Raw genomic sequence first — 13,823 nt, 5'->3', positions numbered from 1 at the left:
CTCAAGCTACCCGGCAGGTGAGTGACCCGGGTGATTCGTCGAAAGGATGGCTAGTGGCAGAAGCAAAAGAAACCCTCTCCGTTTCAGAAAACGTGCTCAAAGAAGTTCAGGATATGGCCTACGATGCCCGTATCTCGGCCCGTACCCTATCCCGCGCTGATACCGAGTGGAAGAACCGCGCGCTGGAGGCAATGGCGGCAGCACTCGAGGAGCAGGCAGACGTTATTGTTTCCCAAAACGCCGAGGATCTTGCCCGCGAGCGCGAGAACGGCATGAGCGAGGCAATGCTTGACCGTCTGGCACTGAACGAGAAGCGGGTGGCTGAGCTGGCAGCTGCTTTGCGCGAGCTAAAGGCCCTGCCTGATCCGGTGGGTGAGGTAATGCGCGGTTCCACCCTACCCAACGGCCTGCGCGTGCTTCAGACCCGGGTGCCCCTGGGTGTGGTGGGTGCTATCTATGAGGCCCGTCCCAACGTGACCGTTGATATTGCCGGGCTTGCCATTAAGTCCGGTAACGCTGTGATGCTACGCGGTGGTTCCGCTGCCGCCAAGTCTAACCAGACTATCTGCCGTATTCTGCGCCAGGCACTCGACCGTACCGGGCTGCCCATGGACTGTGTTCAGTCGGTGGACGAGTTTGGCCGCGAGGGCGCCAACGCTCTGATGGTCTCCCGTGGCTTCATTGACGTTTTGATTCCCCGCGGTGGCCACAACCTGATTCAGTCGGTGGTGCGCAACGCTCAGGTGCCGGTAATCGAAACCGGTGAGGGCAACTGCCATATTTTCATGGATGCCTCTGCCGACCCCAAGACCGCCGCAGAAATTGTGGTTAACGCTAAGACCCAGCGGCCGGGTACCTGCAACACCGTGGAGACCCTGCTGATCGCCGCCGGAGCCGACTCCAGCGCCGTCCTAAAAAAACTGAGCGAGGCGGGAGTCACCCTGCACGTGGACGCCGAAACTAAGGCGAACCTGCCCGCCGGTCTTTCTGCTGAGGACGCCACCGAGGAGGACTGGAATACCGAATACGGCTCCCTGGATCTTGCCGTGGCAACTGTGCCACATCTGGATGCGGCGATTAGCCATATCCGCAAGTACTCCACCGGCCACTCCGAGGCGATTTTGACCAATGACGTGCGCAATGCAGATATCTTTGTGCGCGAGGTGGATTCGGCGGCGGTTTACGTGAACGCCTCAACCCGCTTTACGGACGGCGGCCAGTTGGGTCTGGGTGCTGAGGTTGGCATTTCAACCCAGAAACTCCACGCCCGCGGCCCCATGGGTCTGGAACAGCTGACCACCAGCAAGTGGATTATCCGCGGCGACGGCCACGTGCGCCGTTAGTCGCGTATTAATCAAGGGGCTTGAACTACAATGTGTCACTGATTCAGGCTAAAAACCGGTAGCATAGTAGCGATGGCCTCTTAAGCCCGCACACACATCAGCTTTAAGGGAAGGATCCCCATGGACCATTCACTGATTCTTGCAGCAGCAGAAGGTGCAGAGCACACCGAGCGTGTTCTGCTGGGTCTGCCCACCTACTGGTTCGGTATCATCTTCGGCATTATTTTTCTGTTGATGTTCCTGATTACCCTCTCCTTCAGCGGCCGAGGAATTATCCGCGCCTCCCACGGTGCTGATCGCCTAGACTCAGACGAGCAGCAGGCTATCAAGGAGTACAACTCCAGGCACGGGCGCTAATTTATCTTCTGATTGATCGGTACAGTTCTCGCGGAAGAGGGCTGTACCGATTTTTCTTGTTTTTACATGATTGTGCAGTCGAGAGTTTTTGAGGTTGTAACCCGGTGAATTCACCTACCTTCAAGTTTGATGCTTCATTTGTGCCCCCTCGCGTTGAGGGCCGCACTCGCCTGGGGGTGATGGGTGGAACCTTTGACCCCATTCATCACGGTCACCTGGTGGCAGCGAGCGAGGTTGCAGCCCTGCTCGATTTAGACGAGGTGGTTTTTGTACCGACCGGCCAGCCCTGGCAGAAGTCGGGTAAGCGCCGGGTTTCAGACGCAGAGCACCGCTATCTGATGACCGTGATCGCCACCGCCTCGAACCCGCGCTTTACGGTCAGCAGGGTGGATATTGACCGTGGGGGAGCGACCTACACCATCGACACCCTCACTGACCTGCACCGGCAGCGGCCCAACTCTGACCTTTTCTTCATTACCGGCGCCGACGCCATGAACCAGCTGATGACCTGGAAAGATTCTGAAAAGCTCTGGGACCTTGCCTATTTTGTGGGGGTAACCCGCCCCGGTCATGTGCTCGAAGATCCCAATGCCGAATCGGGCCGCTACTCCCTCATGGAAGTGCCCGCCATGGCAATTTCTTCCACCGATATTCGCCAGCGGGCCGCCGAGAAGAAGCCGGTCTGGTACCTGGTTCCTGACGGTGTGGTGCAGTACATCAACAAGTACGCCCTGTATTCGCGCGAGGATTCGCAGAGCTTTACGGAGCAGCACCACTATGAAGACGGCCTGCCCGTGGTGGCAACCGACTAGATTTGCGCCAACACGCGGGCAGGGGAGCCGCTAGGGGTACTCTTCTGGGGCTGGATTGTTAGGATTGTGCTTGTAAGCGCAAGAACCAAGAGGACGCCGGAAAATGAGCGAAAATACTGATAACGACCAGCAGGATTCTTCGGACTACCTGCTTGAGCCCTTTGTTACGGAAGACGGTATTGAGGTGCCGCCTCCTACGCGCCCTATGGGTCCGCGGCGTTTGGCGCGTTATCGGGACGACGCCGCCGCCTACCTGCGAGCGCTACGCGACGGTCTGCCGCTGCCGGAAGAGCCGGTTGCCTACATGCCCGCGGTGGAAGATGATTCTTCTGAGTCCGAGGCTGAAGGCGCATCGACGCAGAGTCGCTTCTCTGCTCTGGCGGCCCAGGGAGATATTGATACCAGTGCTTCAGCTCAAGTGGATCTCTTTGCAAACGGCGGCAGGGACACCCGGGAGGATGTCAGCGTTGCAGACGGGATAGCTTCTTCCCAGGAGGCAGAAGAAGATTCGATCGCCTCATCTGCCACAGATATTAGTTTTGGCGAGATTGTGGTGGAAGAGGACTCTGCTGACGAGTTTGAGACGGAGGTGGGCTCTGAAACTGAGACTGACTCTGAGATGGAGACTGAACCGGAATCCGAGCCTGAACCGGAGCCCGAGTCTGAGGTTGCGCCCGAGCTACCCCAGCCGGTAGCTGCCCTGGATGCCCAGGGCTTAGATTTCACCGAGCTGGATCAGAATGAACAGGAGGCTCCTGTTTCTGAAGATGCCCAGGATCAGATCAACACTGAGTTAGACGACCAAGCGGCAGAGGTAACGGAGCCGGCTTCTGAAGGGCTCGAGACCCGGGAGACTAGCTCAGAGTCTCAGCTAGAAGCTGAAGAGACTTCCAAAGAGACTACCGCTGTTGCTGCTGAACCTACCGAGGAAACCAAGAAATCGGGTGTGGGTCTCTGGGTGACCTTGCTCCTGCTTCTGCTGATTGCGGCGGCGGTCATTTTCTGGTTCGTTTTCATGCAGTAGACTAAACCATCTTTGAACTTTACCGGTGCGCTTTAAAAGCGCGCCCCATCGAAAGGACGCCATGGCGGCAACCGAAGAATCCATTAAGGCGCTGAAAATTGCGGCACAGGCCGCGGAAGATAAGCAGGGCACTAACTTATTCGCCGTTGATACCTCAGAGGCTATGGGGCTTATTGACGGTTTTCTGGTGGTCTCAGCTCACAATGAGCGCCTGGTCAATGCAATTGTTGACGCGATTGAAGATGAGCTACGCCTGCAGGCTAACCTCAAGCCTACCCGCCGTGAGGGTCGGGCAGGGGGCCGCTGGGTGCTTCTGGACTACGAAGACATCGTTATTCATGTGCAGCACGAAGAAGACCGGGCTTTCTATGCCCTGGATCGTCTCTGGTCTGAGGCACCCCGTATTGAGCTGGGTCTTGAGTCAGAGACCGAGGCTATCACCGGTGTTGACCAGGAGGCAGATTCGCAGGTTATCACCGAAGAAGCTGACCTCATGAAACAGGATTAACCCGGGTTTCACTGGCTGTTTAAAAATTTTTCGAAAAAATACGGTTTCAGTTTGCAATCGCGAGAATCATCTGTGTATAGTTAGTGAGTCGCCGCGAGCGACAAACTGAATACGGGGGTATGGCGCAGTTGGTAGCGCGTCTGCATGGCATGCAGAAGGTCAGGGGTTCGAATCCCCTTACCTCCACGTTTCGGTGATTATATCAAGAGGGAAACGCCCGGCTCCATCCCGAACCCGGAAGCTAAGCCTCTTCGAGCCGATGGTACTGCACTGGGGACGGTGTGGGAGAGTAGGTTGTCGCCGAGCTAACTTTGAGAAAGAGACCTAGTTCTTCGGAGCTGGGTCTCTTTTTTGTCGAGTCACTTTTTGTACAGGCTTGTCTCTGATGCACAGAGATATCGCTGTATAGAAGAGACAAGCCTGTACAAAACGGGGGTATGGGACAAATTGCCAGAATAGGCAAGCGCGTCGAGTCGCCGCTTCTGTTGTGTTTCGCCGGTTCGTGACCGGCGATGTGTCGTTGAAGCGGCGACTCAATGAAACAGGACCATCTGCACGGGCTACCATGTTCGCCGAGCGGCTATTTTTGTACCGTTTTTCTCCGATTTTCGGTACAAAATGGTCTTTCGTGGCGCTCGGTGGTGACAAGGTACAAGTTTCTTCTTACCGGGTCACCTAAAGTACAAGCGTGGTTCCCGAGTACAAGTCTTGTCTTGTACCTGGGGACTACACTTGTACCTTTGGTCTATTAGCGGAGCCACACCTGCCCCTCAGAAAAGTTGCCAGTGCATGCTTCCACCCTCACTCTCAAGTCACAAGCAAGAGGTTGTTCTTCCTCATTACTCATGGTTCTTCGAGTGTCTTTTCCGTATCTTCAGCGTAAAGTTTCTTGAGAAATCCTGCTCATGTTGTTGCAGGTAATTTCCACGTCAGCTCCAGGAGAGGTTCTGTCAGCAACCCTACCTGGCTCGAGGTTCCTGTACCCTTGAACCAATGCCACAGCCTTCCACCAACCACCTGCACCGGTGAAGCCAACCAATGAGGAGTCTGCTTTGAACACCACAGAAAACCCCGAGCTGAGCCGAGCCTGGAAGTCCACCGAGAAATCAACGGGCTACTCGCGTCAGCAGTGGATGACCGTGCTTGAAGAAACAGAACTGACGAGCCATGCCGAGATTGTGGGCGTTGCGCGGAAAAAGCTGGGGGAGCTGGCTGAACAACCGGGAAGCCTCCTAGCCGGCAAGAATCTTGACTGGTGGGCTCAGTCAGTGGCGGTGACCTATGAACAGCAGACAGGACGCCGCCCGGTCGGCCAGCGCTGTGACGGCAGCTTCGGTGCCAGCGCGTCTAAGACAATTCCCCTGGGACTGGATGAGCTAGCAGCAGCATGGGAAAAATTCGCTGCGGCAGAGCTTCCCGAAGTGAACGGGGTGGCGTGGGAGGGAGAGCCCAGAATTACTTCCTCTGAGAAGTGGCGCTATTGGCGGGCCAATCTTGCCAACGGTGCTCCGGTCTCGATTAATATGAGTGCTAAAGCCCCGGGAAAGTCCCTAATTTCTGCCGAAATGCGCAAGCTGAACACCTCGGAAGATTCTGTTGACTTTAAGGCTGCCTGGAAAGCTGTCTTGGCCCGTTTCGCCCAGAGCATCGCCTAGTTTTTCTGGTGGCGCACCTGACTCCTGTGGTATTCTTAGAAGCACGATTCAGAAGCTCACACCTAAGCCCTCAAGCTGTGTGACTGGCAACCGCAATCGCTTTCGCGGTGCCCCTTGAGGAAAATCGGCCCGCTCCTTCAACTGGGGAGTGGGAAGTGCGACTAAGAGGAGTCATACAATGACCACCCCGAACCTTTCCAACAATATCGTCGAGAATCCTAACTACTTTCCTGGATTAGCAGTTTCGGCGATAGAAAATCAAGACTGCCCCTATTACTTCATGGGGCACACTATCCACTGGATTCGGCGGCACCATGCCGCTAAAGAAGCCTGGTACCCCGCGACAATCCTGGGCGTTGAGGGAAATTGGATTACTTTTGAGTCTGAGGGCGAGGTTCTGCGAATGTGGAATCATGATGCTCAGAAACTCAGCGCTATTTTTGATGCTGTTCAGCTGATAGAAAATGTGCCCGTGCAGTGGTGCCCCCGTTTTAAGCTTTTAGGCGCGGTCTTTGAAGCGGGAGGTTTTTCTGTCGGTCTCGATTATGAGAAAGATCGGGATTGCCCGCTAACCCTTAGAGAGAAAGAAACCGAATGACCCATCGTATTTTTACCACGGCTGTCAAAGATGTCTACCCCCACTATGTCGCTAAGGCTGAGAAGAAGGAGCGAACCAAGGATGAGGTCGATGAAATTATCCGCTGGCTGACCGGCTTTAGCCAGCAGGAGCTAGAAAGTCACCTTGAGGCAGCCACCACCTTCGAGGATTTCTTTGACAGAGCGCAGCTTCATCCCAATGCTTCGCAGATTACCGGCAGTGTGTGCGGAGTGAAGGTGCAGGAGGTCGAAGATCCTCTGATGCAGAAGATCCGTTATCTCGACAAGCTCATTGATGAGCTCGCTAAGGGCAAGGCGATGGAAAAAATCCTCCGCTAGCCTGCTAGCAAATATGCGAGCGGGCCGGGCTAGAAACCCGGCCCGCTCCAAATATGGGTTACTAGGAGAAACTACTACCAAAAAATCCAGCACCTGCGATATGGGGCATCCTGGATTATGCGCTGAAACAGCTGGGTGCACGTAGATTCCCGTTGAAGTGCCACGGGTACAAGTAGAGTCCCCGGGTACAAGTATTGTCTTGTACCCGGGGACTCTACTTGTACCCTAGGTAGCCCTGCAAGAAGTAACTTGTACCTTGTCATCACTGAGCTTTCCCGAGAGGCCACTTTTGTACCGAAAATCAGTCAAATACGGTATAAAAATGGCTTCTCGGCGATTGTGGCAGCTCGTGCAGTTGCCCCTGTGCTCATCGAGTCGCCGCTTCAACGACAAATCGCCGGTCACGAACCGGCGAAACGTCGTTGAAGCGGCGATATGTCACCGAAGCGGCGACTCGGCGCGCTGCCCCGATTTTGCCGGGAGCTCAGCATGCTCATGGGGGCGCGTTTTTAGGCCACTATCTCGGGTGAGATGGCTGGTCTGGGACACAGATTTGCCCTATACCCCGAATACGCAGGGGAATAAAAGTGGGGTAGCAACGGTTATTCCTGAGTTAGAAAGTCTCTCAGAGAAAGTTCACCATGAAGATTGAAATCTGGTCGGATATTGTTTGCCCCTTCTGCTACATCGGCAAGCGGCACTTGGAATTAGCGCTGGAGCAGTTCGAGCACAAAGACGATGTTGACATTATCTGGCGCTCTTTCGAGCTGGATCCCACCGCCCCTGCGGTAGCTGAGGGGAACCTTGCTGAGAAGATTTCAAAGAAATACGGCATTAGCCTAGAGAAGGCCGAGGCTAGCCAGCGAGACATTGCGGCCCGGGCTGAGGCCGTGGGACTGACCTTCAACTGGCAGAAGGCCCGCTACGGAAATACCTTCGATGCCCACCGCATGGTTCATTTGGCGGCCCAGCACGGTCTGGTAGACCAGGCTGAGGAGACCTTTAAGAAAGCCTACTTCACCGACGGCCAGGCAGTGGGAGACCCGCAGGTCTTGCGTAGCGTGGCCGCAGAGATTGGCCTGCCCACCGACGAGGTAGAAGAGGTGCTTGCCTCAGATAAGTTTGCCGATGAAGTCCGCGACGACGAATGTAAGGCCCAGGAGCTGGGAATTAGCGGAGTGCCTTTCTTCCTGCTCGAAGAGAAGTGGGCAATTAACGGGGCGCAGCCGGTGGAGATGATTCTGGCTGGTTTGCGGCAGGTGTGGGCAGAGACCCACCCGACCCCGCAGCCCACTTTCATTACCGTGGACGGCGCCGATGCGGCGGCGTCCTGCGGTCCCAACGGTTGCTAAAGCAGGCGCTCAACCCCGGCGGAGCACTCCCTCCGCCGGGGTTTTCTTTTAAAGACCCGGGTGAAAACCTGTTGGAAAGTGTGGTAATGACCCCCGTTTCATAAGGATTTTCTGACAAGAATGTCATACATTCAGAAAAAATGTCACAAAACCCACACAAAACCATAGAGGGGGTAGGGTTTAAGTGAGGCCTCAACTCTGAGGTTTCCAAAATATACAGACTTTGAGGAGTTGAAACCATGAAGGCAGCTCGTTTCTACGACCGTGGCGACATTCGGATTGAAGAGATTGAAGAACCCGTTGCAGCGGCCGGCGAGGTACTGATTAAGGTGGCATGGTGCGGTATCTGTGGTACCGACCTGCACGAATATCTGGACGGCCCAATTTTCTGCCCCACCCACGATACTCCCCACCCTATTTCCGGCGAGACCGCGCCCGTGACCATGGGCCATGAGTTCTCAGGTGTTGTGGAGGCTCTGGGCGAGGGCGTCGATGACCTCGAAGTGGGCGACCACGTGGTGGTGGAGCCCTACATTATTCGTGACGACGTCAATACCGGCCCCGATTCCAAGGACTACCACCTGTCTCAGGACATGAACTTCATTGGTTTGGGCGGCCGCGGCGGTGGCCTGTCTGAGAAAGTAGCTGTCAAGCGCCGCTGGGTTCACAAGATTTCCAAGGATATCCCTCTGGACCAGGCAGCCGTGATTGAGCCGCTGACCGTGGGCTACCACGCGGTAGACCGTGCCGGCGGTGTCAAGGAGGGCGATTTGGCTCTGGTGGGCGGCGCTGGCCCCATCGGTCTGCTCACCGGTGCTGTGCTCAGGGCTCAGGGCGCAACCGTGGTGATCTCAGAGCTTTCCGAACTGCGCCGCAAGAAGGCAATTGAAGCCGGTGCTGCCGACTACGCTTTCTCACCCGCTGAGGTCGACGTGGTGGAGGAAGTCAAGAAGCTCTCCAAAGACGGCAAGGGCGCAGACCTCTCCTTCGAGTGCACCTCTGTTCAGGTAGTTCTGGATACCCTGCTCGATGCCACCCGCCCCACCGGCAAGATTGTGATTGTCTCCATCTGGGGCAAGCCGGCAACCGTTGATATGCACAAGATTGTGATGAAAGAGCTGGATGTTCGCGGTACCATCGCCTACGTGAACAACCACCCCGATACCATCAAGCTGGTGGAATCCGGCAAGTTGGATCTGGCCCCCTTCATCACCGGCAAGATTATGGTGGATGATTTGATTGAGAAGGGCTTTGACACCCTTATCAATCACAACGAGACTGCGGTAAAAATTCTTGCCACCACAGACCCCGAGCGCCTGAACTCCTAAGGGTGCTCTGACTAGGGGGAACCAACAGAATTCGCCCCGCTGCTCAAATGAGCGGCGGGGCGAATTTGTTGTTGAAAGTGGTGAGTAAGTGGTGACCTTTATTCGTAGAAGCTCTTCTTCTTCACCTGGGGAATCTTGCCGGTGGCAACATAGGTGGCTGCTGCCGAAGCGGCGGTAGCCTGAGTGTCCTCCTCGGTGGGAACAATCTCTGCCGACTGCGAGCGGTACATGTGCTTGTTAGCCCACAGACCAAAGGCCAGCACTGCAAGGGCTAGCAGGCAGGAGATGAAGAGGAAGGGGGAGAAGATTCCCTCGTAGTAGAGCTTGAAGAAGGAGCCACCCATGAAGCCACCGGCGATGGGTGCGGCGATCGGAACCCAGGAGTAGTACCAGCGGGAGCTGCCCTTGCCGAAGATGGGAAGAATCGCGTGCATGATGCGCGGGCCCAAATCGCGGGCGGGGTTGAGCGCAAAGCCGGTTTGGCCGCCGAGGCCAATAACGAGCACAGTCACCATGAAGCCGAAGGCCAGCGGTTTAAGGACGTCGTTGAGGTTGAGGGTGAGCTCAGAGCCGGTTAGCGCCGGGGTAAAGTTGACGCCCACATAGAGAGCGGAGAAGACCAGCAGGAAAGTGCCGATCATTTCAGACAGGGCGTTGGTGAAGTAGTTGTGAATGGCCGGTACAGTGGCGAAAACGCCGAGCTTGATTTTGCGGTCTTCGGTGGCCTTCCAGTGGGGGAGGTAGTTGAGGTAGACGAAGACTGCGCCCACCATAGCTCCCAGTAGTTGGGAGATGATGTAGCCGGGCACCTGGGACCAGGGGAACTCGCCGTAGGCCGCCAGTCCAATGGAAACCGCCGGGTTGAGGTGGCCGCCGGAGTAGTGGTGGGAGGCGTAGACGCCGAAAGCGACGGCGAAGCCCCAGCCGAAGGCGATAGTGAAGAAGTTATCGCCGTGACCTTTGGAGCGACGAAGCTCAACGGTTGCAATCACGCCGCAGCCAATGGTCACCATAATCATGGTGCCGAGGAATTCGGCGAGATAGGGGCTGATGGTGTGCATTGGGAAAATCCAATCTTGGGTTGTGTGGTTTTCTTTTGGGTTCGTTGGTTTTTATCAAACCTTAGTTTTGCCTTAACCGCAAAGCTTTGGTGTAAAGGTGCTTTAAGTACTTATGCACTAGTCCGCCGGGAAATAAAACCTCCAGTGGGGAGATTCACACCAAATGCCCAGGGTGACTCAGTGTTCTTGCAGACACGCCGACCTGTGATGTGCAACAAAAAGTCAGAGTGCATAAATTTGGTTTTATGCGGGAAAAGCCCTCACATGTGCGACCCAGCCACCCCGCCGTCCATAAAAAACCCACACAAACGATCATTTCCCCAAAAAATCGTGCCATACTGGTGGCAAGACCCGGCAGGAACAAAACCCATGAAAGGACATTCCGCCATGACCATCCAGAAATCAGGAACCAAGCTCGGCGTAATCGGAGCCGGCGGCGTGGGCTCGGCAACCGCCTACGCAGCGGCAATCCGCGGCTCAGCCGATGAAATCGTCATCTACGACATCGCAGACAAACTCGCCGAGGCTGAAGCACTCGATATTGCCCACGGCACCATGTTCGCCCACGAGGCAGAAGTTACCGGCGGCGGAGACATTGAGCTGCTACGCGACTGCGACCTGATTATTATTACCGCCGGCGCTCGCCAGAAGCCCGGCCAGCCCCGCCTTGAGTTGGTGGACGCCAACGTAAAGATTTTCCAGTCCATGCTGCCCAAGGTGATGGAGGTTGCCCCGCAGGCAATCCTGATGATCGTTACCAACCCCTGCGACGTGATGGCGGTGGTGGCTCAGAAGATTACCGGCCTGCCCACCGAACGCTGCTTCGCCTCGGGTACCGTTCTCGACTCTTCGCGCCTGCGCTGGCTGATCGCCCAGAAGGCAGAGGTCTCCATTCGCTCTGTTCACGCTAACGTGGTGGGTGAGCACGGCGATTCTGAGTTCCCGGTCTGGTCGGCGGCAAATATCGGTATGGTTCCGCTGGATGAGTGGAAGGCCAACGGAGAGCTGGTCTTTACCGAAGAGGTCAAGGCTCAGATCGCTGAAGACGCTATGCGGGCAGCCTACAAGGTGATTGAGGGCAAGGGGGCTACCAACTACGCCATCGGTATCTCGGGTGCCCGTATTGCCGAGGCTATTCTGCGCGATGAGCACGCGGTGCTCAACGTTTCCACCCAGCTTCGCGGTAAGTACGGTGTTGAGGGCGAAGCCGCTGTATCGCTGCCCTCTGTAGTGAGCCGCCAGGGTGTGCTGCGCGTGCTGGATGTGCCCATGACCGAGGCGGAGATCGACAAGCTGAGGGCCTCTGCTAAGGCGATTGACGACGTCATTCAGGGTGTTGACCTGAGCTAGCTCTTCTTCATCCCCGCCGCCGCGCCTGCTTCTGAGGGCAGGGGTGGTGGCGGGGATTTTTATACCAACTTTTGTGCCTAGCGGCTTCTTAATGATGCGGTTCTGTGCTGTTTATCCGCTAATCTGTATGTAGACGTTGTGTCTGTAAATCGACTGGCGCCCATACGGCCCAGCACCCGGCCAGAAGATAAGGCAGACTAGACAGAGGCAGCGACCTCGTTTCAGCAGGTCACACACATATTACTTAGTTAGGTTATTGCACATGGCTTCTAAGAAGGTTCTCGCGGCACTCGCGTTGGGTTCAGCGGCACTGCTCAGCGGTTGCGCTACCACCATTGTTGATGGTCTCGGTATCGAGAAAACTACTAACTTTGAGGATAATCGCGACAACGTTGTGGTTGAAGCGTATGTGCTCGATGTAGAGACCGGTGAGCCCAAGGCAGCAACCGTAACTTTTGAACAGGATCAGATGCCTTTCGAGGGTAACCGCGTTGAGATTGGTGCCGAGGAGACTTATCTGAAGGTCACCGCTGATAACACTGACGATCTGGCGGGTCACCGTCTCACCGCCGTGGTCTCTAGCGATAACCCCGACGACACCGCCGTCTGCGCTATCAAGGACTCCGGTATTTTTGAGCCCGTTCACTCTGCCCACGCAGAGGCTAAGGGCAGCGCCACCTGCCAGATTGAGATGCACTAGGATTTTTTCGCGAGCGCCCCGGCATAGGCTGTGCCGGGGCGCTTTTGTATGGGTGGACGGCGTTATAGCGGCACATCGGCCGATTGCGGCGGGTTATTCGTCAACATGGTTCAGGTCTGTGAAAGACTAGAGACATGAATACATCTGGGTCCCACGATCTACGAAATATTGTTACTGAAGCCGCCGATGAGGCGGTTAATCTTGGTTACCGGGTAGCTGACCGTCTTCATACTTGGCGGGAGGCTCGAGCCCAGGAAAACGGTAAAGAGCCGGTGGTTGTTCCCTCGGTGGGTTACGGTGCCCCCGGCTGGGTGCGGGTGATTGGTCGTGCCCTCTATAAGACCGATATGTTCGAGGAATTCTTCAATACCCTCGAGGGAGAGAACCCTAAGAGTGAGCCCATTCGTGGCTGGCGCTCTTTTACCTCGATTGCTATTTCTCATGCCCGGGTGACTGTGCGGATTGAGAACCACGAGTTTACGGTGCAGGCAGACCGCGGTGGCGTGGTGGACGAGCGGATTGAGGTTGACCTCGAGCCCGGTATCCACGAGGTCTACATGCAGGTGCCCGGCAGTAAGCCCGCTAAGACCACCGTCTACATCGTGCCGCCGGAGCAGAAGATTGGTGTGATTTCCGACGTTGACGACACGGTGATGGTCACCGCCCTGCCCCGCCCCATGCTGGCCGCCTGGAACTCCTTTGTGCTCAACGAGCACGCGCGAACCCCCACTCCGGGTATGGCGGTGCTGATGGATCGTATTCACCGCGCCCACCCGCAGGCTCCCTTCATGTACCTGTCCACCGGCGCCTGGAATGTTACCCCGACCCTGCGGCGCTTCCTCTCCCGCAACGCCTACCCCAAGGGCACCTTTTTGCTGACCGACTGGGGCCCGACTCCCGACCGCTGGTTCCGGTCTGGCTCCCAGCACAAGGTGGAGTCCCTGAAGCGCCTGGCGGCGGAGTTCCCCGATATGAAGTGGATTCTCATTGGTGACGACGGCCAGCGCGACCCTGACATCTACAACGGCTTTGCGGTGCGCTACCCACAGAACGTGGCTGCGATTCTGATTCGTAACCTGACCCTGGGGGAGTCTGTGCTGGCCTCGGGCCGGGTCTGGGGCGATAAGCGGGCCCAGCAGATTACCACCGGTGATCTCTGGATGGAGGCCAATGACGGCGCCACCCTGCTGGCGCGCCTGAAAGAGGTGGGTCTGCTCTAGGGCTAGCTTCGCCAGTAGTTCGTAGGACGCCGTCGCTTGACTGACCTGCCTCGGGGCGGGGGAGTCGGGCGGCGGCGTCCTCGCCTTTAATAGACTCGAAAACCCTAAAATGCAAGCAGGCCCCATCGCAGACACGGCCGGTTAAAAATCTTTAAAAATTGAGCTTAAGCTTCTTTA

At 56.3% G+C, this 13,823-nt stretch carries 14 protein-coding genes, 1 tRNA gene, 1 rRNA gene and 1 riboswitch; of the genes, 15 read left to right on the top strand and 1 reads right to left on the bottom strand.

The genetic code is table 11. From position 1 onward, the window contains the following. The first annotated feature begins 53 nt into the window (after positions 1-53). The 12 genes from IEV00_RS01950 (at position 54) to IEV00_RS01895 (ending at position 9,315) form a co-directional block, all read left to right on the top strand. Positions 54-1,343: a glutamate-5-semialdehyde dehydrogenase gene (locus IEV00_RS01950; protein ID WP_268234162.1), complete on the top strand. Its 1,290-nt coding sequence runs from the start codon at positions 54-56 to the stop codon at positions 1,341-1,343. Between the two features lie 120 nt (positions 1,344-1,463). Continuing rightward, positions 1,464-1,700 (top strand): hypothetical protein, encoded by a 237-nt coding sequence (locus tag IEV00_RS01945; RefSeq protein WP_188358649.1) that lies wholly within the window; start codon positions 1,464-1,466, stop codon positions 1,698-1,700. Between the two features lie 104 nt (positions 1,701-1,804). Next, positions 1,805-2,512: a nicotinate-nucleotide adenylyltransferase gene (nadD, locus tag IEV00_RS01940; RefSeq protein WP_229723014.1), complete on the top strand. Its 708-nt coding sequence runs from the start codon at positions 1,805-1,807 to the stop codon at positions 2,510-2,512. Between the two features lie 103 nt (positions 2,513-2,615). Continuing rightward, the gene (locus IEV00_RS01935; RefSeq protein ID WP_188358648.1) at positions 2,616-3,536 is read left to right on the top strand and encodes a hypothetical protein; all 921 of its coding nucleotides are present in this window, start codon (positions 2,616-2,618) and stop codon (positions 3,534-3,536) included. A 61-nt stretch (positions 3,537-3,597) separates the two neighbouring features. After that, a complete protein-coding gene (gene rsfS / locus IEV00_RS01930; RefSeq protein ID WP_188358647.1) occupies positions 3,598-4,044 on the top strand; it encodes a ribosome silencing factor in 447 nt (148 codons plus the stop codon). Positions 4,045-4,157: 113 nt separating this feature from the next. Further along, a tRNA-Ala gene (locus IEV00_RS01925) sits at positions 4,158-4,230 on the top strand. Between the two features lie 3 nt (positions 4,231-4,233). Continuing rightward, positions 4,234-4,350, top strand: a 5S ribosomal RNA gene (gene rrf, locus IEV00_RS01920). A 746-nt stretch (positions 4,351-5,096) separates the two neighbouring features. Continuing rightward, positions 5,097-5,699, top strand: a complete 603-nt coding sequence (locus tag IEV00_RS01915) for a hypothetical protein (protein WP_188358646.1) — start codon at positions 5,097-5,099, stop codon at positions 5,697-5,699. A gap of 45 nt (positions 5,700-5,744) precedes the next feature. After that, positions 5,745-5,863, top strand: a riboswitch (SAM riboswitch). A gap of 14 nt (positions 5,864-5,877) precedes the next feature. Next, entirely contained in the window at positions 5,878-6,297 is a 420-nt protein-coding gene (locus IEV00_RS01910) for a hypothetical protein (protein WP_188358645.1), read from the top strand. Next, entirely contained in the window at positions 6,294-6,635 is a 342-nt protein-coding gene (locus IEV00_RS01905) for a DUF2200 domain-containing protein (protein WP_188358644.1), read from the top strand. Before IEV00_RS01910 ends, IEV00_RS01905 begins: the two co-directional genes overlap by 4 nt. A gap of 641 nt (positions 6,636-7,276) precedes the next feature. Beyond that, positions 7,277-7,987: a DsbA family oxidoreductase gene (locus IEV00_RS01900; RefSeq protein ID WP_188358643.1), complete on the top strand. Its 711-nt coding sequence runs from the start codon at positions 7,277-7,279 to the stop codon at positions 7,985-7,987. Positions 7,988-8,226: 239 nt separating this feature from the next. After that, positions 8,227-9,315 (top strand): 2,3-butanediol dehydrogenase, encoded by a 1,089-nt coding sequence (locus IEV00_RS01895; protein WP_188358642.1) that lies wholly within the window; start codon positions 8,227-8,229, stop codon positions 9,313-9,315. A gap of 98 nt (positions 9,316-9,413) precedes the next feature. Here the strand turns inward: IEV00_RS01895 and IEV00_RS01890 are convergent, their stop codons facing one another. Beyond that, on the bottom strand, positions 9,414-10,376 hold the full coding sequence (locus IEV00_RS01890) for an MIP/aquaporin family protein (RefSeq protein ID WP_188358641.1): 963 nt from the start codon (positions 10,374-10,376) through the stop codon (positions 9,414-9,416). 369 nt (positions 10,377-10,745) lie between these two features. On the opposite strand from IEV00_RS01890, the gene IEV00_RS01885 reads away from it, so the two are divergent. The 3 genes from IEV00_RS01885 (at position 10,746) to IEV00_RS01875 (ending at position 13,646) form a co-directional block, all read left to right on the top strand. After that, on the top strand, positions 10,746-11,726 hold the full coding sequence (locus tag IEV00_RS01885) for an L-lactate dehydrogenase (RefSeq protein WP_229723013.1): 981 nt from the start codon (positions 10,746-10,748) through the stop codon (positions 11,724-11,726). Between the two features lie 262 nt (positions 11,727-11,988). After that, complete coding sequence (locus IEV00_RS01880) at positions 11,989-12,426, top strand: hypothetical protein (protein WP_188358640.1); 438 nt, start codon at positions 11,989-11,991, stop codon at positions 12,424-12,426. Positions 12,427-12,560: 134 nt separating this feature from the next. After that, a complete protein-coding gene (locus IEV00_RS01875; protein ID WP_188358639.1) occupies positions 12,561-13,646 on the top strand; it encodes an App1 family protein phosphatidate phosphatase in 1,086 nt (361 codons plus the stop codon). The last annotated feature ends 177 nt before the right edge of the window (positions 13,647-13,823 follow it).

The organism is Rothia aerolata (assembly GCF_014635585.1).
Lineage (GTDB): Bacteria > Actinomycetota > Actinomycetes > Actinomycetales > Micrococcaceae > Rothia > Rothia aerolata.
The sequence above is the reverse complement of the archived record's forward strand: the minus strand, read 5'-3'. Positions and strand labels throughout refer to the sequence as shown.

Excerpts from the sequence above, each read along its gene's own strand:
- rsfS (WP_188358647.1), top strand. The coding sequence starts at position 3,598 with ATGGCGGCAACCGAAGAATCCATTAAGGCGCTGAAAATTGCGGCACAG.
- IEV00_RS01905 (WP_188358644.1), top strand. The coding sequence starts at position 6,294 with ATGACCCATCGTATTTTTACCACGGCTGTCAAAGATGTCTACCCCCAC.
- IEV00_RS01885 (WP_229723013.1), top strand. The coding sequence starts at position 10,746 with ATGAAAGGACATTCCGCCATGACCATCCAGAAATCAGGAACCAAGCTC.
- IEV00_RS01935 (WP_188358648.1), top strand. The coding sequence starts at position 2,616 with ATGAGCGAAAATACTGATAACGACCAGCAGGATTCTTCGGACTACCTG.
- IEV00_RS01900 (WP_188358643.1), top strand. The coding sequence starts at position 7,277 with ATGAAGATTGAAATCTGGTCGGATATTGTTTGCCCCTTCTGCTACATC.
- IEV00_RS01910 (WP_188358645.1), top strand. The coding sequence starts at position 5,878 with ATGACCACCCCGAACCTTTCCAACAATATCGTCGAGAATCCTAACTAC.
- IEV00_RS01945 (WP_188358649.1), top strand. The coding sequence starts at position 1,464 with ATGGACCATTCACTGATTCTTGCAGCAGCAGAAGGTGCAGAGCACACC.
- IEV00_RS01895 (WP_188358642.1), top strand. The coding sequence starts at position 8,227 with ATGAAGGCAGCTCGTTTCTACGACCGTGGCGACATTCGGATTGAAGAG.
- IEV00_RS01880 (WP_188358640.1), top strand. The coding sequence starts at position 11,989 with ATGGCTTCTAAGAAGGTTCTCGCGGCACTCGCGTTGGGTTCAGCGGCA.
- IEV00_RS01875 (WP_188358639.1), top strand. The coding sequence starts at position 12,561 with ATGAATACATCTGGGTCCCACGATCTACGAAATATTGTTACTGAAGCC.
- IEV00_RS01890 (WP_188358641.1), bottom strand. The coding sequence starts at position 10,376 with ATGCACACCATCAGCCCCTATCTCGCCGAATTCCTCGGCACCATGATT.